The following is a 20,885-nucleotide window of genomic DNA, read 5'->3' as shown; positions in this document are numbered from 1 at the left end:
ATGTCCGCATCGACCTATGTACCCAAGGGGCTGGGCAAACTCTCCCGGTTCTATCGCCGCCGCGGTCTGCTCCTGCGCCGGTTCGAGGCGCTCGGCTTCGTGCTGGCCTTCGTCTGGCAGGTGCTCTCCTCGATCCCCGCGACGCTGCGGCACTATCGCGACGAGACGCTGCGCATCATCTCCGATATGACCTGGGGCCGCGGCTCGGTCATCGTCGGCGGTGGCACGGTCCCGATGATGATCGTGCTCGGCCTGGTGATGGGTGCATCCGTCGCGGTCGAATCGTTCACCATGCTGAACATGCTGGGCATGGGCCCGGTCACCGGCATCGTCTCCGCCTACGCGACCACCCGCGAGCTCGCGCCGATCGCCGCGGCCATCGGCTTCGCCGCCCAGGCCGGCTGCCGGATCACCGCCGAGATCGGCTCCATGCGCATCTCCGAGGAGATCGACGCGCTGGAGGCGATGGGTCTGCGTTCGGTGCCCTTCGTGGTGACCACCCGGGTGATCGCGGGCGCGATCTCGATCGTGCCGACCTTCCTGATCGGGTTGATCCTGGCCTACCTGTCCTGCCGCGGGTTGATCACGCTGGTGCACGGCCAATCCGCGGGCGTGTACGACCACTACTTCTTCCAGTTCGTCTCCGGGTTCGACGTGGTCGCCGCGGTGATCAAGGTGGCCATCTTCGCCACCGTCGTGATCCTCATCCACAGCTACTACGGCTTCTTCGCCACCGGCGGGCCCGAGGGTGTCGGCATCGCGTCCGGGCGTGCGGTGCGCGCCTCGTCGGTGGCGATCGTGGCCATCGACATGGTCCTCACCATCATGCTGTGGGGCTTCAACGCGACGATCAGTTTCACGGGGTAGCGGCCGATGCCTAAGTACGGAATGCCCGGAGTGGCGGTCGACCAGCGCAGGACCCGGTTCCTCGGCGTGGTCGCCTTCGTGGTGCTCGTCGCCGTGCTCGCGGCCGTCGTGCTGTATCGAGAGCTGCGCTCCGACAACGGCTTACAGATCACGTTGCATACCGAGCAGATCGGTGACGGGGTGCTCGCGGGCACCCCGGTGCGGCTGGACGGCGTGCAGGTCGGCACGGTCGAGGCGATCGCGCCGGACGAGCGCGGCACGCAGCGGATCACGCTGCGGTTGAACAGCTCTCAGCTGCACGGCCTGGACGACAGCATGCTGGTCGACTATGCGCCGGCGAACCTGTTCGGCATCAGCGAGATCGGACTGCGGCGCGGGTCGGGCGGCTCGGCCCTGCGCGACGACAGCGTGATCGATCTGACCGGTGCACGGACCGACGCGGTGTTCGACGCGACCATGGGCAGCATGCTGCGCAGCCTGTCGCAGACCGGCGACTCGGTGCTCACCCCGCAGGTGGCCACGGTGATCGACCAGGTCTCGCGGGACATGAAGGCGTTCACCCCGCTCGCGCAGGCGATCATCCAGGTGGCCCAGATCGTCACCGATACCCAGCGGATGCCGCCCTCGCAGCTGGCCGGCGCGCTCGGTCCGGCGTTCTACGGCGCGGGCGATTTCGCGGGCGCCAACGAACTGATGGTGTACGTGCTGCGCAACAACCCACGGCTGCAAAGCAATCGGGAAGCCTTCGACGCGGGCGTGCGGATGCACACCGACCGGCTGCTGCCGGATATCGCGGGGCTCGGCGCGGCGGCGGGCGACGGCCTTTCCGGCGTCACCGACATGCTCGGTCCGGTGCTGGCGCTGCTCACGCAGATGGTCCCGCAGCCGACGCGGTCCGGTGCCGAACTCACCGAACTGCTGCGGCGGCTGCGTGCGGCGATGCCCGACACCCCGAACGGGCCGGTCCTGAACGCCGAGATCGATGTGAGCGGTATGCCGGTGCTGGCGCCGCTGCTGGGAGGTGCCCGATGAAGGTGGGTGCCGCCGCGTGGCGGCTCGGCGTATTCGCCGTGGTGATGATCGCGGTGCTCATCGTCGTCTGCACGGCGATCAAGCGCCCGGTCTCGGGCCCCACCGAACCGCACGCCGCGCTGTTCACCGACGCCAACGGCCTCAAGGTCGGCGACGACGTGCGCATGTACGGCGTGCAGGTGGGCAAGGTCGAGGGCATCGCGCTCACCGGCACGCAGGCCCGGGTCCAGTTGTCGCTGAAAACCGATGCGCCGCTTTACGACAACTCGAAGCTGGCCATCCGCTACCAGAATCTCACCGGCCAGCGCTATCTCGATCTGCAGCAGCAACCGCAACCGGGCAAGCGCCTGGCCAGCGGTGCCACCGTCGGCATCGATCACACGGTGCCCTCGTTCGACGTGACCAGCATGTTCAACGGCCTGAAACCGGTACTGGCGACCATCTCGCCGGAGGAGATCAACCAGTTCAGCGCGAGCATGGTCGCGCTGATCGAGGGGGACGGCAACGGGATCGGGCCCGCGCTCGAGGCGATCGACAAGCTCGCGGCGCATGTCAAGGATCGCCAGCAGGTGATCGACGTGGTGCTGCAGAATCTGTCCGACCTGCACGATGTCGCGGGCGGAAAGATGCACTACATGGTGCCGATCCTGGCCCGCCTCGCCGACATCATCTCCGGTCTGCAAACCAACATGAACGGACTGGCCGACTTCGCGGCGTCCGCGCCCTCGGTGCTGGGTCCGCTGAACAACCTGTTCAACGCGCTCGGTCTGCAGAGCCCCGACGATGTGAACGCGTTGATCCAGCAGATCTTTCCGGATCCGCAGCAGGCCCTCGAGGTGTTCGACAAACTCCCCGGCCTGCTCGCCGGTTTCGATGCGGCAATCCCGAAATCCGGTGCGGCGGGCTGGAAACCGCAGTGCTCCAAAGGACAGGCCGACGTGCCGCAGGTGCTCGGCGTCTTGATCGCAGGACAGCAGGTGGCGGTATGCGCTGGGTGAGCAGGCTTTTCCCGGCCCGCCGGGTGGTCGGCGAGGCGGAGACGACACGGCGCGAGATCCGGCTCGGGCTGATCGGGGTGGTGCTGGTCGCGATCCTCGCCGTCACGGTGGGCGTGCTGTACGTCGTCCCGTTCGGCAAGAAGACCTACACGGCTGATCTCGCCGAGGCGCAGTCGGTGCAGGTCGGTGACGACATCCGGGTCGCCGGGATCAGCGTCGGCACGGTGAAATCATTGGAGCTGCAGCCGGATCGGGTGACCATGCGGTTCACCGTCGACTCCGAGGTGTTCGTCGGCGACCAGTCCACGCTGGACGTGCGGATGCTGACCATCGTCGGCGGCAACTACGTGGCGCTGTTCCCGTCCGGCTCGAAACCGCTGGGCAGCAAGCATATTCCGACCGACCGGGTCCGGCTGCCGTACAGCCTGGTGCAGACCTTCCAGGACGCGGCCGAGCCGCTGCGCAAGATCGACGGCGATACCCTGCGGCGCAACCTGGCCGCGCTGGGCACCTCGGTCGCGCAGGCGCCCGACACCCTGCGTACCACGCTGGACAGCCTCAACAGCTTCGTCGACGACCTGAACCGCCAGCACGTGATGATCTCCAAGGCGATCGCGAACGCCGACGAGTACACGACCATGTACGACGGCGCCAAGAGCTCACTGGGCCGGCTGGTGCAGGCCACCAACCTCCTGGAGGACCTGGTGCTGTCCAAGCGCGCCGAGCTGAGCGAAGCCATCCGCCTGTTGAACCAGGTGCTGGGCAAGGCCGCGGCGATCGCGCCTGCCTACGCGGCGGCGAAGCCGAAGTTGCAGGAGCTCTTCGACGTGCTGCCGCGGATGGAGGAGCTGTTGAACCGGCTGGATCCGGTCGTCGGCTCCGTGCAGGACATGCAGCAGAAGGTGTCCGCGCTGGCCATCCCGGAGGACGGCCTGCGGGTCGATCAGTCCGGTCAGACGATCACCGCGCCCGCGGACGCGCTCGCGCGGGTGTGCGTGCCGGTGCCGGGGAAGGACTGCTGATGCTGCACAAGATCCTCGGCTCCCGCGCGTTCATGTCGGTCTCCGGTGCGGCCGTCGCGGTGCTCCTCGTCGTGGTCGCCTATTTCGTCGCCTTCGATCCGCTGAAGAAGACCGAGAGCTACTGCGCGATCATGCCGGACACCGTCGGCCTGTACACCGGTAACCAGGTGACCATGCGCGGCATCCCGGTCGGCACGGTGACATCGATTGTCCCGCAGGGCAAAGCGATGCGGGTGGAGTTCGCGGTCGAGGCCGACAAGCCGGTCTACGCCGACGCGGGCGCCACCACGCTGGCCGACAGCATCGTCGCCGCGCGGCAGCTGGCCGTGGTGTCCAGCGGAAAGGACACTGCGCGCTGGAATCCCGGGCAGTGCATCACCAAAACGATGACGCCCAAGAGCGTCACCGAGACGCTGAACGCGGTCGCGAAGCTGTCCGCCGAGATCTCGGGCCCGGATGCCAAGACGCCGGACGCGCTGGCCAACGGCTTGGCGCAACTGAACGCGGCCACCGCGGGAACCGGGCCGCAGGTCAACGCGATCATCAAGCAGCTGAGCGGCGCCATGGCCTCGCCCGATGCCGATATCGCGCACCTGGTCGGTGTTTTCGACGCCTTCTCCTCGGTCGGTAAGAAGGTCGAAGAGCATTGGGGCGATATCGAATCCATGTTCACCCGGTTGGCGCCGGTGCTCGTCATCGCGCGCACGACCCTGCTGGAGCCGGGCGCCGAAGTGGTGGACGGTCTGGCGGCGCTGCTTCCGGTGTTGAACGACCTCACCATGGCCTTCGGCGGTCCGCTGACGAAGGCGCTCGATTTCACGGTGCCGCTGGTGAAGTTCCTGCGGGCCCGGGTCGGCTCGCTGGCCCAGGTCGTGTCGATGATGCCGGTGCTGACCGACGCGTTCCGCGCGGTGGGCAACTCCGGAATCGCTTACGCCCCACCGAAGGTCGCCATTCCGCAGGAGCACGCGGATCAGGTCTGCGCCGCGGTGAACGCGCTGGCGCCGGGGCAGTGCACGGCCGACGGCGGTCTGGCGAAGCTCGACCTGGCGGCCCTGGTATTCGGATCGGCGGGTGTGCGATGAAGCTTCGGCGCGACGAAACAGGCCGGTGGGCCCTGTCCTTCCCGCGTGGCGGCCACGAAAGCCGCAGGCGTGGAGCGCGTTTCGCGACCGGTGTCGCCGCGGTGCTCGCGGTGGCGCTGCCCGCCTCGGGCTGCGCCTTCGACCCCTCGTCGGTGCCCGTGCCGGGCGCCGAGGTGTCCGGCCCGACCTACCAGATCCGGATCCAGTTCGAGAACGTGCTGAATCTGCCTGCCCGGGCCAAGATCATGGCCAACGGCGCGCAGGTCGGCACGGTTTCCGGAGTGTCGGTGGTGGATTCGGCCAAGGCGGGCGGCCGCGGCGGCTATGTGGTGGTCGACGCCCGGATCTCTAAGTCCGTGCGGCTGCCCGAGGCGACGCGGGCCGAGCTGCGGCAGAACACGGTGCTCGGCGATATCCACCTCGCGCTGCTCACCCCGACGAACGGTTTCGACAAGCTGCTGCCCGAGGGCGGCACCATCGGGCTGGCGCAGACCAAACCGCCGGTGCAACTGGAGGACACGATGGCCGCGCTGGCCACGTTCACCCAGGGCGGGGCGGTGCAGCAGGTGCAGGACACCATCAAGCAGCTCAACGATGTGCTGCCCAAGGACACCGCCCGCACCGCACAGATCGGCAAGACCATGGCGGACGACGCCGTCGACCTGGGTAATCATCTGGACGAACTCGATTCGCTGCTCGACGGCATCGACAACAATTCGACTGTCCTGCACAAGATCCGGCCCGAACTCGCCGAATTGCTGTCCCAGGAGTCGGTGGATCAGCTCACCGGCATCGCGCCCTCCATCGTCGGCGTGACGAAGATCTTCAAAGAGCTCGGTCCGATCGGCACCTCGCTCACCTGGCTGGCTCCGCTGCTGAACAATGCCGACGGCACGGTACAGGCGTTCCTGCCCCTGCTGGCCTCGGCCCGGCCACTGGACCTGAGTCAGCCGTCGAATCTGCAAGCGCTGGTTTCGCTGTTGCGCGACAAGGTCATCCCGTTCGTCGAGCGCGGCCCGAAGGTGAACATCGTCGGGGTGAAAACCGAAGGCGCGAACGTGGTTTCGGCCCAAGACCAGACGGACCGGATCATCCAGACGCTACGCATGATCGGAGTCGTCCGATGAAACTCGGGCCGCTTGCCTCCCTGGGCGGCATCGCCGCCATCGTCGTGCTCGGCGCGGGCTACCTGACCTTCGGTGTGGTGCAGGTCGATCCGCTGGCCGACTACACGAAGGCGACGATGGTGCTGAAGAATTCCGGTGGGCTCGCCGTCGGATCGCCGGTGCTGCTCACCGGCATGGAGGTGGGCCGCGTCGAGTCGGTGACCAACAGCATCGGCGGCGTCGAGGTGGGGCTGAAGCTCGTCGCCGAGCGCCGGGTGCCCACCGACAGCACGGTCACCATCGAACACCTCTCCGCGCTCGGTGAGCCCTACGTCGAGTTCCGTCCGAATTCCGAAGGCGGACCGTACATCCGGGACGGCCAGCAGCTGCAGACCACCACTGTGCAGACGCCGCTGTCGATTCCGGAGGTCGCCCGGCTGGCCACCCGAACCCTGAACCAGCTCGATCCCAAGGTGGTCAGCTCGCTGGTGAGCACGGCCGAGCAGTCGCTGGTCGGCACCGACAGCGCGATTCCCAATCTGGCCCGCTCCGGCGATCTGCTCGCCGCGGCCGTCATGAGCCGCAACCCGCAAATCGTCTCGCTGCTCAACAGTTTGCAGAGCACGGCGACCAATATGGACTGGGTCGGCCCGTCGTTCAGCGCCGCCGCGCCCGAGTGGCTGAAGTTCGCCGAGGCGGTGAGCAACTTGGTCGACCACGTCGGCACCATGGTCGACAGTCAGCCGATCGACCAGTACACCACCGGCAACGGGGTCGCACCGTTCACCGAGAAGACCATCGCCACGTTGCGGGAGTTGCAGCCGGAGTTGAGCTCGCTGGCTCCGGTGCTGCGTCCCCTGGTCGATGCGATCGTCGCGGCCGCGCCGCGGATCGATATCTCAGCCCTGATCTCCCAGGCCCTCGCCGATGTCGACGCCGACGGCGCCGTCAAGGTGCGGGTCGCGATCAAATAGGAAAGGAGGCCGCGATGTCGAACGACGTTGTGACCGAACCGAAGCCGGCAACCGAGGACAAGGACACCGCGGCTGCACCGGTCAAGGACGCGCGGACCGTCTCGATCCGCCTGTCCACCATCGCGACCGGCGCCGCGCTGGTGGGGCTCGGCGCCGCGACCGTCGTGTTCGCCTCGCTGTGGTTCTCCGCGCGCGGCGATCTCAGTGATCGCGACGCCGCGGCCGCGGCGGACCAGCACGCCGAACAGGTCGCCACCGACTACGCGGTCGGCGCCTCCAACATCAACTTCCAGGACGTGAACTCCTGGGTCGCCAAGCTCAAGACCAACACCACTCCGCAGCTGGCCAACAAATTCGACGCGACCGCGCCGAAGCTGCAGGACATCCTGGTGCCGCTGAAGTGGACCTCGACCTCGACCCCGATCACCGCCAAGGTGATGAATACCGACAACGGGATCTACAAGGTCAACGTCTTCCTGAACGTCACCTCGACCAGCGCCCAGACCCCCGACGGCGCGCAGACCACCGTCACCTACACGGTGAACGTCGACCCGAACAACGGGTGGAAGGTCGCCGACGTCGGCGGAGTGGCGGGCGCGCTGCCCAAGCAGTAATGCTGATTCATTCAGCAAATCTCGGGTAACCTCCCGTTCGGATCAGCTGTGCATTCGTACCGGTATTTCCTGTCCCAGCAGTGAAGGCGGTTTCGATGGCGACACCTGAAGGCGGGCGCGGCGACAACTCCCGCATGCTGGCCATCGCGGCCGTGATCGCCGCGGCGCTCGCTCTGGTGGTCGCGGTCGGTCTGCTGGTGCGATCGAACGGGGACGCCGAGAATCACAAGCCGGGTGCGACGACGGCCCGGACGTCCACGAAGACGAGCCCGACGCCGACCATCACGGTGAGCCGGCTGCCCGCTACCTTGCAGTCACCGAGCCCGCCGCCGGTGGTGCCGCAACCGGCGCGCCGGATCGGCGACGACTGTTCCGCCGGCGGCATCGTCGCACAGTGGGATCTGCGCGAGGGGCAGTGGATGTGCGTCCCGCAGGGACAGGGTCGTGACCCGCACCGGGTAGGCGACGACTGTTCCCACGACGGGATCGTCGCGCAGTGGGGACTGGGTCCCGACGGGCGCTGGATCTGTATCCCGCAGGGACAAGGCGACGATCCGGCGCCGCCACCGGTGCCCGCTCCGCCGGTTGTCCCCGCCCCGCCGGTCGTGCCTGCCCCGCCGCCTGCGCCGGAGCCGCCGCCTGCGCCGGAACCACCGCCCGCGCCCGAGCCGCCCGCTCCGGCTCCGCTTTTCCCGCCACTGCCGGGATTTCCGCCCCCGCCACCCCCGGTTCCTGCCGTGCGCTGACGTGCCGAAAATCAATCGACACAGCTGAGATGCTCGACGGGTGACTGTCGTCCCCGAATTCTTCGCCACTCGCCTCGCCGGGCAGGAGGGTGCGCCCGCGCGTGCCTGGCTCGATGCCCTGCCCGATCTCGCCGCGCGCTACCTCGACCGCTGGCAGCTCACCGTCGACGGACCGTCGATGCACGGTTACGGTGCGCTGGTGCTGCCGGTCCGGCGTGCCGACGGTGCCGCGGCCGTGCTCAAACTCGCCTACCTGACGCCGGAGACCAGGGACGAGCCGGTCGCGCTCGCCGCCTGGGGCGGTGACGGGGCGGTCCTGCTGCTCGACGGCGCGGCCGACGACGGCGTGCTCCTGCTCGAACGATTGACCGCGGACCGGTCCCTCGAAACCGAGCCCATCGACGATGCGGTGCGGATCACCGCCGAACTCATGCGCAGGCTTGCTGTGCCAGCGCCCCAAGGCATTTCGCGTGATCTGCGGGTGGAAGCGGCGGGGTGGGCCGAAGAGCTGCCCCGCGAGTGGGCGCGTCTCGGCGCGCCGTATTCGCGCAAACTGCTCGACGCCGCCGTCGAGGCGTGCACCCAGCTGGGCCCCACCGCGGACCGGCTGCTCGTGAACGAGGACCTGCACTTCGAGAATGTCCTTGCCGCGCAACGGGAACCGTGGCTCGTCATCGATCCGCAGCCGCTGGTGGGCGATCTGGAGTTCAGCACGCTCTCCCTGCTGTGGAGCCGCCGCACCGAATCCACCCTCGACGACCGCTTCGCCGCTTTGGTCGACCTCGCAGGCCTCGACCCCGAACGCGCCCGCGCCTGGACCCTCGTGCAGTGCGCCCGCAACTGGCTCTGGTTCGCCGAGGAAGAAGCCTGCACCGACCCCGGCTACCCCTCGGTCCAAGCCATCGCCCCCTGGGCCCTGCGCTGAGGCGGCTATGGGGCGAAGAGGGGCACGACGAAGCGTTCGACCAGCGCACGTTCCGTGGCGGCAGGGTGGGCGGGCCAGAACAACAGTGACAGCACCACCCGCACGATCCACTGGCCGGCGGCGGGGTCGGCGGCCGCCGCGCCGGTGACCGTCGTCGCGGCGGTGGCCAGGCGTGGATTGTTCGCCAGGAAGCGGTCGACCTCGCGTGGGTCGGCGGTGCGCAGGAAGGCCGCGGCCACGGGGTCGGCGCGTACCGCGGTCAAAGCGGTGAGGATTGCTTCGGTGACGCGCTCGGCGCCGGTCAGCGCCGCCACCGACTGCTCGATGGTGTGCGCGATGCGCGCGGTGGCCGCGGCGAGCACGGCCTCGCGCAGGGCGGATTTGCCGCCCACGTACCGATAGACCGTCGCGCGCGAACAGCCCGCCTGGGCGGCGACGTGGTCGATGGTCAACCGTTGCATGCCGTCGCGGGCGATCAGGGTCGTCGCGGCGGCATGAATGCGGGCCACGGCGAGTTCGCGACGCTCGCCGCCGGCGAGCCAGTCCGGTTGTCCGGTCATCGGAAACCCCCGATTCGGTCGAGATACGGTCGAACAATTTTGTCTCACCATGCGACGAATCCACCTGTTTTGCTCGATAAACCGCTGCTCATCGCGTCCGTTGAGACATCGGACGGACCTGGATGGACCTGGGTCGTCTCACTTTCCCGGAACGGTTGACTTCGCCGGTGACAGCGCGAAATCTGTTGTGCGGAAACAATTGTCGGCGATTGGAAGGGGCGGCGCAGATGCCGGACACGACGGATCGGCTGGACTTCTTCGATCCAGCGCTGGTGAACGACCCGTACCCGCTCTACGCCGCCTTGCGCGCGGGGCCGCCCGTGCATTGGCTCGCCGATACCGGGTTCGCGCTGGTGAGCCGGTCCGATCTGGTGGTCGAGGCCGCAACCCGGACCGCCGAGTTCTCCTCGCACCTGACCGCCGCCCTGGTGCGTGCGCCGGACGGTAACCCGGCGGTCTTCGATCTCGACGGCGGCGGTAACGCCGTGCACGTGCTCGCCACCGGTGACGAGCCGGCGCATCAGCGGCACCGCAAACTGGTGCTGCCGACGTTGGTGGCGAAACGGATCCGCGCCCTGGAGCCCGCCGTCGCGGCCGCCATGGCGCGGCTGTGGGAGCGCGGTTTTCGCGACGGGCGGATCGAATGGGCCGGCGCGGTGGCCGATCGCCTGCCGATGACTCTGGTCGCGGCGCTGATCGGGTTGCCGGACAACGACATCGCGCAACTGGTCCGCTGGGGCTATGCCAGCACCGAACTGCTCGGCGGCCTGATGGCACCGGATCAGCTCGGCGCGACCGTGACCGCCTCCGTCGAACTCGCGGGCTACCTGCACGAGCAGTTCGTCCGCGCGCGGTCCGAGCCGGGCGACGACCTCCTCGGTGATCTGGTTCGTGCTTGCGCCGCAGGCGAATTGACCTCGTCGGTCGCGGTACTGATCCTGGTCCAGCTGGTCGGCGCGGGCGGTGAATCCAGTGCCGGTCTGATCGGTAACGCGGCGCGGCTGCTGGCTACGAATCCTGCTCTCCAGCAGCAGGTTCGGGATGAACCGCGGCTGCTGGAGCCGTTCCTGGAGGAGGCGCTGCGGCTGGAGTCCCCGTTCCGGGCGCATCACCGGCATGTGGTCGCCGATACCACGCTGGGCGGGGCCGAGTTGCCCGCGGGCAGCCATGTGCTGCTGCTGTGGGGTGCCGCCAATCGTGATCCGGCGGTGTTCGACGCGCCGGACGAGATCCGGCTGCACCGTGCTGCCCCGCGCAGTCATCTCGCGTTCGGCAAGGGCATGCACTTCTGTGTCGGTGCGGCGCTGGCCCGATCGGAGGCGCGGATCGCCCTCGGGACTTTGCTGGAGCGCACCGAATCCTTCGAACTGTGCCCGGAAAACGTTGCAGCGCAATGGTTTCCGAGTATCTTCGTGCGCCGGCAGCAGCGTCTCGAGCTGAGCTGCGCAGCGCCGTGAGCGCTCAGTGCGGATGCTGGGCGGTGTATCGCGCGCGTTCCTCGGCGCGGCGACGGGCTCGTTCCGGGTTCTCCAGATCGGCCGGTAATCCGTGCTTGGCCAACCGGTGTGCGCGGTTCATCGGCATGAAGGCCACCGTGTAGAACAGCGCCAGCAGCAGCGCGAGCAGCACCATCGACCCGCGCAGCCACAGTTCCCCGGGGAAGAGCAGGAAGACCGCGAACAGCGGGGTGAACGGGATCAGCCCACGCACCAGATGCCGGGCGACCGCGTGCTTTCCGGTGAGGTCACGGCGCACCCAGTCGATCATCGAATCGGGCAGTCGGCGCCCGAAGGCATAGCCGAGCCACTGAATCGGGTTGGGCCGTCGCTGTTCTCGGGACATGCGCGAACTCCTCGCAGGCGGTCGGGGCGAACTAGGCGGGCACGGCGCGACGGGCCGCGGCGTTGACACGGTGGAGTACGTCACGCAGTTCCTCGAGATCGGTCAGGGTCACGCCGAGCCGCTCGACGACGGCGGGCGGAATTTGCAGGGCCTGCTCGCGCAGGGCGACCCCGGCCGGGGTGAGGTTCACGACGAGGTTGCGCTCGTCGCGGCTGTCTCGTTCCCGGCTGATCAGCCCGGCGCTCTCCAGCCGCTTGAGCAGTGGCGACAGGGTCGGTGAATCCAACTGGATCGCCTCGGCGATCGCTTTGACCGACATCGGCGCCTCGCCCCACAGCGCGAGCATCACCAGGTATTGCGGATGGGTGAGCCCGAGCGGTTCGAGCAGCGGCCGGTAAACGGCGAGCACCGCGCGATTGGCCACGGCCAGCGCGAAGCAGACCTGCCGATCGAGCTGCAGTGGATCCTCGATCTCCATCTGTCCTCCTTGTGGGCTCGTGCCTAAGATTAACGCACAAACAGTTAGTGCATGAAGTATGTGGGCGACATCTCGTCCGCAGATGCACGGTTCCCGCGGGTGCGGTGGTTAATTTGAGACGCATGCACAACGACCCCGGCCGATTACGTATCCACGAACTCGATGCCGTGCGCGGATTCGCCCTGTGCGGGATCCTGGTCGTCAATATCTGGCAGCTCACCGACATGACCGCGGTGAAGGCGCCCGGCGAGATGGTGCCGCTGCGGCACGTCCTCTCGATCCTGTTCGAAGGACGGTTCTTTCCGATCTTCTCGTTCCTGTTCGGACTCAGCTTCGCGCTGTTCCTGGAGAGCGCCGCGGCGCGCACCGATCGTCCTCGACTGGTGCTGATCCGTCGCCTGCTCGCCCTCGGCGTGCTCGGGTTCGTCCATCACCAATTCCAACCCGGCGAGGCCCTGGTGCCTTACGCGATCGTCGGGCTGGTCATCCTGCTGCCCGCCGCGAGCCTGCCGGATTGGCTGGTGCTGCTGCTCGGACTGGTGGCGGTGGGGGTCGCGGTGGCGCTCGGCGGCGGGTTCGGTCTGGTGCCGGGTCTGTTCCTGCTCGGCCTCGCCACCGCCCGCTACGGGGTCGCCGACACACTCGACGAGCGCGGCGGGCAGCTCGCGGTGGCGTTCGCGCTGGCCCTGCCCGCCGCCGTGGCGACGGCGGTGTGGGAGTTCCGTATTCCGTATCTGGACCTGCTGGCCAGCAACATCCCGTCGGTCGCGGGCTTGTGCGGCGCGCTCGCGTATCTGACCGGGTTGCTGCTCGTGCTGCGCACCGAGCTCGGCGAGGTCGTCTCGGAGGTGCTCGAACCCCTCGGCCGGATGGCGCTCACCAACTATGTGTCCGCGACGGCGCTGGTGCTGCTGATCGCACCACGCATCGGACTGACCGGGTCGAACCGGTACGCCCTGCTGCTGGGCCTGGCGGTCGCGATCATCGCGGTCCAGGCGGCATTCAGCTGGGGTTGGCTGAAACTGTTCCGCTACGGCCCGCTGGAATGGTTGTGGCGCTGCGTGACCTGGTGGGAGCTGGTGCCGGCGCGGCGCAAGCCCGAGCCGAGCCGGCGGTGGTGATCAGCCCAGACGCACCGGCAGCGTGAGCGGGCCGCGATGCCGGAAACCGGAGCGCCACGGGATCTCTCGCGCGTCGACCGTCAGCGTGGTGTCCGGCCAGCGGGTGAACAGCTGGTCGAGTGTGGCCGCGCCCAGCGTGCGTACCAGCGCGTTGCCCAGACACGCGTGCGCGCCGTAACCGAGGGCGAGTTGCGCGTGCGGGGCCCGGGTGAGGTCCAATTCGTCCGGGCGGCCGAATGTTTCGGGGTCGCGGTTGGCCGAAGCGAGGCAGAGCAGCACGGTCTGTCCGGCGCGGATGGTCTGCGCGCCGATGGTGAGTTCGGTGGTCGCGTACCGCGGGGCGGCGAGTACCTGCGGCGACAGGTAGCGCAGTAGTTCGTCCACGGCCGAGTGCTTTTCCCGAGTGTCGCGGAGCAGACGTGCCTGATCGGGGAATTCCAGCAAGGCCAGGGTAGCTCCGGTCACCAGATCGACCAGCACTTCGTACCAGACGAAGAGCAGATAGAACAGCAGCCCACCCAGTTCGTCCGCGCTCAACGTCCCCGCCGTGGTGTGCGCGGCGACGAGCCTGCCCAGCAACGAGTCGCCGGGCTCGGCGCGGGCCCGGTCCATCGTGGCTTCGATGATCGCGACCATGGTGCTCAGCGTGTCTCTGGCGCGCGGGGGAGTGGCCGAGGGCAACAGGGTGGCCTCGGCCCAACCGAGCATCGCCGCACGCTCGGAGGCACCCAATCCGAGCAGTTCGCCCAGCACCGCGGCGGGCAGCGGCACGGCCAGTTGCGCGACGAGATCGAGCTCGGCTCCTGAATCCACCTCGCGCAGAAAGGAATCGACCAGCTCGGGGGCCAGTTCCGTCCACTGGGCGAGGCGGCGTGGTGAAAGCTCGCCGGTCACGATCCGGCGTAGGCGCGCATGGTCGGCGGGTTCGGCGTGCTGGTAGGTGTCCAGTGGCCGGGGCAGGGTGAAGCCGCGGTACTCGCCGTCGCCCGCGTGCCGGACGTTCATCGCCAGCCGCTCGTCGAGCAGCCCCGCGCGCACGTCCGCGTACCTGGTCACCAGCCACGCGGGCGGGCCGTCCGGTGTCGTGATCCGGTGTACGCCGCCCGTGTCGCGTAGTCGTGCCAACGTCGCCCACGGGTACGCCGCGAACCCGGCCCCGAACAAGTCCGTCACGGCGTCATCCTCTCGCACTGTGTGGCAGCGCTTCTCGGTGGCCGGGCGGGGTCGGCAGTCGGCAGACGAGGCCATGCGCCGACAGCGGGATCGCGCCGGTACGGCGCGCCGGACCGGCAACCCGTCCGGCGCGCCGCAGACTGGACGGTCATGGACCAGCTGGTGTTGATATTGGTCATCCTGTTCGCCGCGATCCTCGCCGAGCCGCTGGCCAACCGGATCGGCGTCGCCTCGGCCGTGCTGATGACGGTGTTCGGCTGTGTGGTGGCGCTGTTGCCGTTCGCACCCCGGGTCGACGTCGCGCCCGATCTGATCCTGCCGCTGGTGTTGCCGCCGCTGCTGTACGCCGCGGCGCGGCGAACCTCGTGGCGGCAGTTCGCGGAGAACTGGGGACCGATCGCATTGCGCGCCATCGGTCTGGTGATCGCGACCGCGGCGGCGGTGGCCGCGGTCTTCCACGCGTGGTATCCGGGCCTGCCGATCGCGGCCGCCTTCGCATTGGGAGCGCTTGTCGCACCGCCTGATCCGGTCGCCGCGACCGCGCTGGCGGGCAGCCTCGGCCTGCCCCGGCGTCTGGTGGTGGTGCTCGGCGGCGAAGGACTCTTCAACGACGTCACCGCGATCGTGCTCTACGGTGTCGCGATCCAGGCGGTGGTCAGCGGGCATTTCTCCGCACCGCGGGCAGCGGCGGAATTCGTTGTCTCGGCGGTGGTCGCCGTCCTCGTCGGCCTGGTGCTCGGCGTCGCGGGCAGCAAGCTGACCGACTACCTCGGCGAGGCGACATGGCGGGTGGCGCTGAGCCTGCTGTTGCCGTTCGCGGCCTACGGGCTCGCCGAGCAGCTGCACGGTTCCGGCGTGCTCGCCGTGCTGGTCTGCGCGCTGTATCTGACCGACGCGGTCACCGAATTCGGCGATCCGGACTATCGGATGGTCGGCGACTCGTTCTGGGACATCGCCGAAATGCTGTTGAGCGGCTTCGCCTTCGGGCTCATCGGACTGGAACTCGGCGCGGTGCTGGAGGCCACCGGCGACGACTGGCCGCGGTTGCTCGGCGGCGCGGCCGCCGTGGTCGCGGTCGTCGTCGGGCTCCGGCTGGTCTGGCTCTTGACCACGTGGGCCCTCGGACGCACCTGGTGGCGCAAGACCGACGCCGACGAGCCCTACACCTGGCGCGAGACGATCGTGACCTGGTGGGCCGGAATGCGCGGAGTGGCGACCGTGGCACTGGCGCTGGCGATTCCGATCGTCACCGACGACGGCGCCGACTTCCCCGGCCGGACCGAGATACTGTTCACCGCGTTCGTGGTCGTCCTGTTCACCCTGCTGCTCCAGGGCCCGACCCTGCCGTTGGTGGTCCGCCTGACCGGGGTGCACGCCGACACCAAGCGGGAACGTGAACTCGAACGCCAACTGTGGGAGCGAGTCGTCAAAGCGCAACTGTCCCGCTTGAAAGAGATTGCGGCAGAACAGCATCTCCCCGAAGAGTATTACGAGCGATTCCGCGACAGCCTGCGCCAGCGGATGGCGCGCGCCGACCCGCAGGCCGCGGACGCCGATGCCAAAGCCGAGACAGAGCGAAACATGAAGGTGGCCAAGAAATTACGAGCTATCCGCGACGATGTCGTGGAGGCCGGCCGACGCGAGGCGCTCGCCGCGCGCCGGGAGCCCGGGATGCCGCCGGATCTGGTCGACCGGGTGACCAGGCGTCTCGATCTCGGCGGGCGTTGAACGAGGGGTCTCCCTTACGCCGGCAGCAGGCGCCAAGATCGAATCAGCTTGCCGCGACGCCGGTCTGGCGGATCGCGTCGAGTACTTCGCCGTAGGTGAGGGAGGAGTTCACGAGGGCGGTCTCCGACGGAACGTCGATATCGACGGAGTCGACACCGTTGACGCCGCGCAGCTGGGATTCGATGGCCGAAGCGGACTCGCGTGTAACGTTGTGCAGGGTGATCGTGTAGGTCATGTCCTCCGAATAGACCGAATCGAGGCGTGCAAACGCCGTCGAGCGGTCGAGTTCGATTTCCTACGTTTGGTTGTCGCGGCCCCGGGAATAGCCGGTTTGTCAAACAACTCGACGCAACAGGATTGTCATGATCATCATCATAGGGCTCGTCGTCCTGATTGCCGCGGTGGCTGTCGGCGTCGCCGGTGTGGTGGCGAACAGCGGCGAAGGTCATTTACTGCCAGATGATTTCGCGGTTTTCGACTTCCACTTCCACGGCTCCAGCGGTTTGCTGTTCGGCTACGGCATCGTTCTCGGCGCTATCGGGACGATCGGACTAGCCCTGGTACTGACGGGTGCTTGGCGGGTTTCCCGCCGGAGCATGGTGGCGCGACGCGAGCTGAAGCAGTCTCGGCGTGAAATCGCGGCGGTGCGGCGCGATCTCGGCAACACCACGGCACCGGCTCGTAAGGAGCCCCTCGTGCGTCCGTCCACCGAACCCGCGACGCAACCGCCTCGCGAGTCGGTCTGGGGCCGGTTCACTCGTCGACCTGCCACAGCTCCGTCCGGTGACGCAGTACATGCCGGCAGCGCGCCCCGCGCGCAGGCGCCGACGTCGAAATAATCATAGAGAAAAGGAAATACGACAATGATTATTCTCGGACTCATCCTCCTCATCGCCGGGTGGCTGCTCGGAATCGGATTGCTCACCACCGCCGGAATCATCATCCTCATCGTCGGCCTGGTGCTGATGGTCGCGGGTTCGGTGGGCCGCCCCGTCGGTGGTCGTCGCTGGTATTACTAGGGACCGACCATGAAGTTCGAAGACCGGATCGCGCACCAGGTGCAGGCCGCCCGGGGCAACGTCAAGAAAATCTATGGCCGGGCCACGGGAAACCGGCGCCTGGAAGGCGAAGGTCGCCGAGAACAGGCCCGGGGCAACCTGAAACGGGCCGCGGACAAATTCCGGGACGCGTTCAAGCGCTGACCTGAGCACCGACGAAGGCCGAGGGGCGCACCGTACCCCTCGGCCTTCGTCGTGTTTCGCTGTCAAGACTTCTTGTCGGTGGCGCCCGCTCCGGTGAATGCGGTGATGAGTGTGTGCACCAGCTTGTCCAGATAGTCGTCGCCGGTCGGATTGCCGCCCAACAGCTTTCGCCAGAAGAGCGGAGCGATGCACAGGTCCAGGGCGAGTTCGAGATCCAGATCCGCCGGCAGTTCGCCGCGATCGATGGCGCGGTGCAGCAACTCGGCGACCTTCGCCCGGCGACTGTGGCCGACCGACTGCAAGCTTTCGGCGATGGTGGGCGTGCGAACGCCTTCCGCGAGCAGGTCGGGGATGATCCGGGCCGCCAGCGGATGACTGAATCCGCTTGCCGTCGTGGCGAGGAACGCGCGTAGATCGCCGCGCAGCGATCCGGTGTCGGGGACGTCGGCGGCGGCCACCGCGACCCGTTCGACGAGTGCGAGCACCATTTGCTCCTTGGTCGGCCACCTCCGGTACAGCGTCGGCTTGCTGACGCCTGCGCGCCGCGCGACTCCCTCCATCGTCAGCTTCCCGTACCCGAGCTCGGCCAGCTCGGTGAACGCCGCCCGGGTGATCGCGGCGGTGACCTGTGGCTGCATCACCGCGGCGCCGGCCGGGGCGCGTTTGCGGTCGGTCGTCGGCTCCGTCATCGGCTCAGCATAGCAACGACGACACGGTTGCGTTTCGTCGTAGTTCGCCGTACCGTGACGCTTGCACGACGAAACGCAATCGTATCGACGCAAATGCCGAGGTAGAGCCATGAAATTCCTGTTCGACAATGAATCGTTCGACTTCGAGACGCTGCGCTCGGCGGGTTTCGCCCGCCACGACGGCGCCGAGCTCGGCGAGGTGCTGGCGACCGCGCGCCGGATCGACGACGGTGACGAGGCGGCCTGGCTGCGCGAGTGGCGCGCCACCGCCGAGCGGGTGCACGCGATCGGCTCGGACTGCCTGGCCAAGGGACACCGGGTGAGCGCGCGCGAGTCCCTGCTTCGGGCCTCGAACTATTACCGCACCGCCGAGTTCTACCTGCGGGACAACCCGGCCGGTGATGCGGTGGCGCAGGAGCTTTCCCGGCGCTCGCGCGAAACCTTCGCGCAGGCAGCCGAATTGTTCGAGACGCCGGTGCGGCGGGTGGCGATTCCGTTCCAGGACACCGAACTTCCCGGCTACCTCTACCTGGCCGATGATTCCGCCGAGCCGCGGCCGACGGTGATCTTCAACAGCGGCTTCGACTCCACGCTGGAGGAGTCCTGGTTCGTGCTCGCCGCCGCGGCGGTGGCGCGCGGCTACCACGTGCTCGCCTTCGACGGTCCCGGACAGGGACAGGTGATTCGTGAACAGGGCCTGCCGTTCCGGCACGATTGGGAGGCGGTGATCACGCCGGTGGTGGACTTCGCGCGGACTGTGCCCACGATCGACCCGGACCGAATCGCGTTGTACGGCTACAGCTTGGGCGGATATCTGGTCGCGCGCGCCGCGGCGTTCGAACATCGCCTCGCGGCGCTCGTGCTCAATGACGGACTCTTCGACTACCACGGGTCGAACGTGCGCATGATGCCCCCGTTCCTGACCGAGTGGATCGAATCGAATCAGGATGCCGAAGCACTCGCGGTCGCCGGGCTGATGATGGCCTACGACACCACCGTGCGCTGGGCGCTGCGCAACGGCATCTGGACCTTCGGCGCGGAATCGGCGGCCGACTACATCCGCAAGACCAAGCCGTACACGCTGGTCGGGATCGTGCACCGCATCGAATGTCCCACACTGGTGCTCGACGCCGAGAACGATCTGTTCTTCCGTGGCGAGCCGCAGCGCGTCTACAAGGCGCTCGCCTGCCCGAAGGAATTGATCGTCGGCACCGAGGCCGAGGGTGCGGGCGCGCACTGCCACATGGGCGCGACGACGCTCACCAACCAGCGCATCTTCGACTGGCTCGACACCACGCTCGCCGCGCACTGACGGCTCGTCTGCCTGCTGTCTCGCACCGGAACAGCCTGCGCGACAGCAGGGATATCAGATGCCCGCGACGTCCGCCAGCTGACCGATACCGTAGGTGACGGCCATCGCCAGCACACCGCCGAGCACCACGCGCAGCACCGCGCGACCGGGCGCGCTGCCGCCGAGGCGTGCGCTGACCGAGCCGGTGAGCGCCAGCGCGACGATCACCGCGGCGAAGGTCACCGGTATGCGCACCGAGACCGGCGGCAGCAGGATCGCCAGCAGCGGCAGCAGTGCGCCCACGGTGAACGACACCGCCGAGGACAGCGCCGCGTGCCAGGGATTCGTCAGTTCGGTGGGGTCCAGGCCGAGTTCGACTTCGGCGTGCGCGGTGAACGCGTCGTGCGCGGTGAGCTCCGCGGCGACCTGGCGGGCCGTCTCCGGGGACAGGCCCTTGGCCTCGTAGATCCCGGCCAGCTCCGCCAGTTCGTACTCGGGTTCCTCGCGCAGTTCCCGCTGCTCTTTGGCGAGCAGTGCCCGTTCGGAATCGCGTTGCGTGCTGACCGATACGTATTCGCCGACCGCCATCGAGATCGCGCCCGCCGACAGGCCCGCGATGCCCGCGGTGAAGATCGCGCCGGTGCTGGTGGTCGCCGCCGCGACGCCGACCACCAGGCCCGCGGTGGAGACGATCCCGTCGTTTGCGCCGAGCACCCCGGCGCGCAACCAGTTCAGCTTGGACGCCAGCCCTTCAGCGTGGGGTTCGTGCGGGTGTGGTCCCGCGGCGGCGGATTCGGCCATGTGTCGAAGACTAGCCGCGCGCGGGCCGAAATCCGGTTCAGCAACCCGGTGACAGGAACGCCCGCAGGTACCCCGCCGACTGCCGCAGGTACATCCAGGCCCAGAAGCGCAGCCCCGAAGCGCTCGGACTGGCCACCATGGTCACCTCGCCGTCGAAGCACTTCTGCACGATGTAGCGGGCCCGGGAGACGTGCGGCGTGTAGGTCACCACGATGATGTGCCGCCAGCCGAATTGCCGTGCGCGCCGCCGGATCTCCTGCGCCTCGCCCTCGGTCGTCCACGGATCCGGAATGAAGCAGCTGACGGTGAATTCGAAACGGCCCGCGCAGTATTTGTCCATCTCGTGATCGTCCGGGCCGGTAGAGCGCGAGATCAACAGCGTGGGCGCGTATCCGCGCTCGGCCAGCTCCAGCCCGAGATCGAAACGTTCGTACGCGGTGCCGCCGAGCACCACGATGGCATCGGCGCGCCGCAGCGGGTCGAGCTGCGGACGGACGTACACCGGCCACCCCGCGGCCCCGATCATTACCACCAGGGCGAGCAGGGCACCGAAGAAGATCCCCGCTCGTCGCAGGCCGGCCACATCCGCAGACGATACCCAACCCCACGCCCCTGCCGATTTCACGCAGGT

The 20,885-nt window shown here is 68.1% G+C and carries 25 protein-coding genes; 17 read left to right on the top strand and 8 right to left on the bottom strand.

Annotation, left to right across the window (positions count from 1 at the left end):
- The 10 genes from NVU01S_RS08745 (at position 1) to NVU01S_RS08700 (ending at position 9,369) form a co-directional block, all read left to right on the top strand.
- Positions 1-867, top strand: coding sequence for an ABC transporter permease (locus NVU01S_RS08745; protein WP_014982146.1), 867 nt, complete (start codon positions 1-3; stop codon positions 865-867).
- A gap of 6 nt (positions 868-873) precedes the next feature.
- Positions 874-1,899 carry an MlaD family protein gene (locus NVU01S_RS08740; protein WP_043663082.1) on the top strand — a complete coding sequence of 342 codons (1,026 nt, stop codon included), beginning with the start codon at positions 874-876 and terminating at the stop codon, positions 1,897-1,899.
- Positions 1,896-2,897: an MlaD family protein gene (locus NVU01S_RS08735; protein WP_043663084.1), complete on the top strand. Its 1,002-nt coding sequence runs from the start codon at positions 1,896-1,898 to the stop codon at positions 2,895-2,897. Before NVU01S_RS08740 ends, NVU01S_RS08735 begins: the two co-directional genes overlap by 4 nt.
- Positions 2,885-3,919 carry an MlaD family protein gene (locus NVU01S_RS08730; protein WP_043663086.1) on the top strand — a complete coding sequence of 345 codons (1,035 nt, stop codon included), beginning with the start codon at positions 2,885-2,887 and terminating at the stop codon, positions 3,917-3,919. Before NVU01S_RS08735 ends, NVU01S_RS08730 begins: the two co-directional genes overlap by 13 nt.
- The gene (locus NVU01S_RS08725; protein WP_043663586.1) at positions 3,919-5,004 is read left to right on the top strand and encodes an MlaD family protein; all 1,086 of its coding nucleotides are present in this window, start codon (positions 3,919-3,921) and stop codon (positions 5,002-5,004) included. The genes NVU01S_RS08730 and NVU01S_RS08725 overlap by 1 nt, the downstream gene beginning before the upstream one ends.
- Entirely contained in the window at positions 5,001-6,131 is a 1,131-nt protein-coding gene (locus NVU01S_RS08720) for an MlaD family protein (protein ID WP_052280077.1), read from the top strand. The genes NVU01S_RS08725 and NVU01S_RS08720 overlap by 4 nt, the downstream gene beginning before the upstream one ends.
- The gene (locus NVU01S_RS08715) at positions 6,128-7,084 is read left to right on the top strand and encodes an MlaD family protein (protein ID WP_043663088.1); all 957 of its coding nucleotides are present in this window, start codon (positions 6,128-6,130) and stop codon (positions 7,082-7,084) included. The genes NVU01S_RS08720 and NVU01S_RS08715 overlap by 4 nt, the downstream gene beginning before the upstream one ends.
- Before the next feature lie 14 nt (positions 7,085-7,098).
- Complete coding sequence (locus tag NVU01S_RS08710; RefSeq protein WP_043663090.1) at positions 7,099-7,698, top strand: hypothetical protein; 600 nt, start codon at positions 7,099-7,101, stop codon at positions 7,696-7,698.
- Positions 7,699-7,793: 95 nt separating this feature from the next.
- Positions 7,794-8,444 (top strand): hypothetical protein, encoded by a 651-nt coding sequence (locus tag NVU01S_RS43290; RefSeq protein ID WP_156161372.1) that lies wholly within the window; start codon positions 7,794-7,796, stop codon positions 8,442-8,444.
- Between the two features lie 40 nt (positions 8,445-8,484).
- Positions 8,485-9,369: an aminoglycoside phosphotransferase family protein gene (locus NVU01S_RS08700; RefSeq protein WP_043663092.1), complete on the top strand. Its 885-nt coding sequence runs from the start codon at positions 8,485-8,487 to the stop codon at positions 9,367-9,369.
- A gap of 5 nt (positions 9,370-9,374) precedes the next feature.
- Here the strand turns inward: NVU01S_RS08700 and NVU01S_RS08695 are convergent, their stop codons facing one another.
- Positions 9,375-9,929, bottom strand: coding sequence for a TetR/AcrR family transcriptional regulator (locus tag NVU01S_RS08695; protein ID WP_043663094.1), 555 nt, complete (start codon positions 9,927-9,929; stop codon positions 9,375-9,377).
- A gap of 227 nt (positions 9,930-10,156) precedes the next feature.
- Between NVU01S_RS08695 and NVU01S_RS08690 the strand changes: the two genes are divergently transcribed.
- Positions 10,157-11,386 carry a cytochrome P450 gene (locus NVU01S_RS08690; RefSeq protein WP_043663096.1) on the top strand — a complete coding sequence of 410 codons (1,230 nt, stop codon included), beginning with the start codon at positions 10,157-10,159 and terminating at the stop codon, positions 11,384-11,386.
- Between the two features lie 4 nt (positions 11,387-11,390).
- Here NVU01S_RS08690 and NVU01S_RS08685 read toward each other — a convergent pair whose 3' ends face one another.
- Together NVU01S_RS08685 and NVU01S_RS08680 are read right to left on the bottom strand one after the other, a co-directional pair.
- Positions 11,391-11,771, bottom strand: coding sequence for a DUF5313 family protein (locus NVU01S_RS08685; protein WP_043663099.1), 381 nt, complete (start codon positions 11,769-11,771; stop codon positions 11,391-11,393).
- A 31-nt stretch (positions 11,772-11,802) separates the two neighbouring features.
- Positions 11,803-12,249: a MarR family winged helix-turn-helix transcriptional regulator gene (locus tag NVU01S_RS08680; RefSeq protein WP_043663102.1), complete on the bottom strand. Its 447-nt coding sequence runs from the start codon at positions 12,247-12,249 to the stop codon at positions 11,803-11,805.
- A gap of 122 nt (positions 12,250-12,371) precedes the next feature.
- Here NVU01S_RS08680 and NVU01S_RS08675 point away from each other — a divergent pair, with 122 nt between their 5' ends.
- Entirely contained in the window at positions 12,372-13,370 is a 999-nt protein-coding gene (locus NVU01S_RS08675) for a DUF418 domain-containing protein (RefSeq protein WP_043663105.1), read from the top strand.
- Here the strand turns inward: NVU01S_RS08675 and NVU01S_RS08670 are convergent, their stop codons facing one another.
- The gene (locus NVU01S_RS08670; RefSeq protein ID WP_063775906.1) at positions 13,371-14,543 is read right to left on the bottom strand and encodes a cytochrome P450; all 1,173 of its coding nucleotides are present in this window, start codon (positions 14,541-14,543) and stop codon (positions 13,371-13,373) included. It abuts the gene before it with no gap.
- A gap of 150 nt (positions 14,544-14,693) precedes the next feature.
- Between NVU01S_RS08670 and NVU01S_RS08665 the strand changes: the two genes are divergently transcribed.
- Positions 14,694-16,271, top strand: coding sequence for a Na+/H+ antiporter (locus NVU01S_RS08665; RefSeq protein ID WP_043663107.1), 1,578 nt, complete (start codon positions 14,694-14,696; stop codon positions 16,269-16,271).
- 43 nt (positions 16,272-16,314) lie between these two features.
- Here the strand turns inward: NVU01S_RS08665 and NVU01S_RS08660 are convergent, their stop codons facing one another.
- Positions 16,315-16,506 carry a cation transporter gene (locus NVU01S_RS08660; protein WP_029892241.1) on the bottom strand — a complete coding sequence of 64 codons (192 nt, stop codon included), beginning with the start codon at positions 16,504-16,506 and terminating at the stop codon, positions 16,315-16,317.
- Positions 16,507-16,672: 166 nt separating this feature from the next.
- Between NVU01S_RS08660 and NVU01S_RS08655 the strand changes: the two genes are divergently transcribed.
- From NVU01S_RS08655 to NVU01S_RS42365, 3 genes are read left to right on the top strand one after another with little or no spacing between them, the layout of a single operon-like run.
- On the top strand, positions 16,673-17,110 hold the full coding sequence (locus tag NVU01S_RS08655) for a hypothetical protein (protein WP_156161374.1): 438 nt from the start codon (positions 16,673-16,675) through the stop codon (positions 17,108-17,110).
- A 24-nt stretch (positions 17,111-17,134) separates the two neighbouring features.
- Entirely contained in the window at positions 17,135-17,290 is a 156-nt protein-coding gene (locus NVU01S_RS44155; protein WP_014982167.1) for a DUF6131 family protein, read from the top strand.
- Positions 17,291-17,299: 9 nt separating this feature from the next.
- The gene (locus tag NVU01S_RS42365) at positions 17,300-17,473 is read left to right on the top strand and encodes a CsbD family protein (RefSeq protein WP_082031774.1); all 174 of its coding nucleotides are present in this window, start codon (positions 17,300-17,302) and stop codon (positions 17,471-17,473) included.
- Positions 17,474-17,535: 62 nt separating this feature from the next.
- Here the strand turns inward: NVU01S_RS42365 and NVU01S_RS08650 are convergent, their stop codons facing one another.
- Positions 17,536-18,162, bottom strand: a complete 627-nt coding sequence (locus NVU01S_RS08650; RefSeq protein ID WP_043663109.1) for a TetR/AcrR family transcriptional regulator — start codon at positions 18,160-18,162, stop codon at positions 17,536-17,538.
- A gap of 109 nt (positions 18,163-18,271) precedes the next feature.
- Between NVU01S_RS08650 and NVU01S_RS08645 the strand changes: the two genes are divergently transcribed.
- On the top strand, positions 18,272-19,474 hold the full coding sequence (locus NVU01S_RS08645) for an alpha/beta hydrolase family protein (RefSeq protein WP_043663112.1): 1,203 nt from the start codon (positions 18,272-18,274) through the stop codon (positions 19,472-19,474).
- A 54-nt stretch (positions 19,475-19,528) separates the two neighbouring features.
- On the opposite strand, the gene NVU01S_RS08640 is transcribed toward NVU01S_RS08645, so the two are convergent.
- Together NVU01S_RS08640 and NVU01S_RS08635 are read right to left on the bottom strand one after the other, a co-directional pair.
- Positions 19,529-20,254 carry a VIT1/CCC1 transporter family protein gene (locus NVU01S_RS08640; RefSeq protein WP_043663116.1) on the bottom strand — a complete coding sequence of 242 codons (726 nt, stop codon included), beginning with the start codon at positions 20,252-20,254 and terminating at the stop codon, positions 19,529-19,531.
- Between the two features lie 37 nt (positions 20,255-20,291).
- Entirely contained in the window at positions 20,292-20,780 is a 489-nt protein-coding gene (locus NVU01S_RS08635; protein ID WP_043663597.1) for a YdcF family protein, read from the bottom strand.
- Positions 20,781-20,885 lie beyond the last annotated feature (105 nt).

Source organism: Nocardia vulneris (genome assembly GCF_001613425.1).
Taxonomy (GTDB): domain Bacteria; phylum Actinomycetota; class Actinomycetes; order Mycobacteriales; family Mycobacteriaceae; genus Nocardia; species Nocardia vulneris.
The sequence above is the reverse complement of the archived record's forward strand: the minus strand, read 5'-3'. Positions and strand labels throughout refer to the sequence as shown.

What these genes read in the sequence shown, in the direction of transcription:
- NVU01S_RS08650 (WP_043663109.1), bottom strand. Translation starts at nt 18,162, where the DNA reads ATGACGGAGCCGACGACCGACCGCAAACGCGCCCCGGCCGGCGCCGCG.
- NVU01S_RS08710 (WP_043663090.1), top strand. Translation starts at nt 7,099, where the DNA reads ATGTCGAACGACGTTGTGACCGAACCGAAGCCGGCAACCGAGGACAAG.
- NVU01S_RS08740 (WP_043663082.1), top strand. Translation starts at nt 874, where the DNA reads ATGCCTAAGTACGGAATGCCCGGAGTGGCGGTCGACCAGCGCAGGACC.
- NVU01S_RS08715 (WP_043663088.1), top strand. Translation starts at nt 6,128, where the DNA reads ATGAAACTCGGGCCGCTTGCCTCCCTGGGCGGCATCGCCGCCATCGTC.
- NVU01S_RS08680 (WP_043663102.1), bottom strand. Translation starts at nt 12,249, where the DNA reads ATGGAGATCGAGGATCCACTGCAGCTCGATCGGCAGGTCTGCTTCGCG.
- NVU01S_RS08730 (WP_043663086.1), top strand. Translation starts at nt 2,885, where the DNA reads ATGCGCTGGGTGAGCAGGCTTTTCCCGGCCCGCCGGGTGGTCGGCGAG.
- NVU01S_RS08695 (WP_043663094.1), bottom strand. Translation starts at nt 9,929, where the DNA reads ATGACCGGACAACCGGACTGGCTCGCCGGCGGCGAGCGTCGCGAACTC.
- NVU01S_RS08660 (WP_029892241.1), bottom strand. Translation starts at nt 16,506, where the DNA reads ATGACCTACACGATCACCCTGCACAACGTTACACGCGAGTCCGCTTCG.
- NVU01S_RS42365 (WP_082031774.1), top strand. Translation starts at nt 17,300, where the DNA reads ATGAAGTTCGAAGACCGGATCGCGCACCAGGTGCAGGCCGCCCGGGGC.
- NVU01S_RS08735 (WP_043663084.1), top strand. Translation starts at nt 1,896, where the DNA reads ATGAAGGTGGGTGCCGCCGCGTGGCGGCTCGGCGTATTCGCCGTGGTG.
- NVU01S_RS08720 (WP_052280077.1), top strand. Translation starts at nt 5,001, where the DNA reads ATGAAGCTTCGGCGCGACGAAACAGGCCGGTGGGCCCTGTCCTTCCCG.
- NVU01S_RS43290 (WP_156161372.1), top strand. Translation starts at nt 7,794, where the DNA reads ATGGCGACACCTGAAGGCGGGCGCGGCGACAACTCCCGCATGCTGGCC.
- NVU01S_RS08665 (WP_043663107.1), top strand. Translation starts at nt 14,694, where the DNA reads ATGGACCAGCTGGTGTTGATATTGGTCATCCTGTTCGCCGCGATCCTC.
- NVU01S_RS08685 (WP_043663099.1), bottom strand. Translation starts at nt 11,771, where the DNA reads ATGTCCCGAGAACAGCGACGGCCCAACCCGATTCAGTGGCTCGGCTAT.
- NVU01S_RS08745 (WP_014982146.1), top strand. Translation starts at nt 1, where the DNA reads ATGTCCGCATCGACCTATGTACCCAAGGGGCTGGGCAAACTCTCCCGG.
- NVU01S_RS08725 (WP_043663586.1), top strand. Translation starts at nt 3,919, where the DNA reads ATGCTGCACAAGATCCTCGGCTCCCGCGCGTTCATGTCGGTCTCCGGT.
- NVU01S_RS44155 (WP_014982167.1), top strand. Translation starts at nt 17,135, where the DNA reads ATGATTATTCTCGGACTCATCCTCCTCATCGCCGGGTGGCTGCTCGGA.
- NVU01S_RS08645 (WP_043663112.1), top strand. Translation starts at nt 18,272, where the DNA reads ATGAAATTCCTGTTCGACAATGAATCGTTCGACTTCGAGACGCTGCGC.
- NVU01S_RS08635 (WP_043663597.1), bottom strand. Translation starts at nt 20,780, where the DNA reads ATGATCGGGGCCGCGGGGTGGCCGGTGTACGTCCGTCCGCAGCTCGAC.
- NVU01S_RS08640 (WP_043663116.1), bottom strand. Translation starts at nt 20,254, where the DNA reads ATGGCCGAATCCGCCGCCGCGGGACCACACCCGCACGAACCCCACGCT.
- NVU01S_RS08690 (WP_043663096.1), top strand. Translation starts at nt 10,157, where the DNA reads ATGCCGGACACGACGGATCGGCTGGACTTCTTCGATCCAGCGCTGGTG.
- NVU01S_RS08675 (WP_043663105.1), top strand. Translation starts at nt 12,372, where the DNA reads ATGCACAACGACCCCGGCCGATTACGTATCCACGAACTCGATGCCGTG.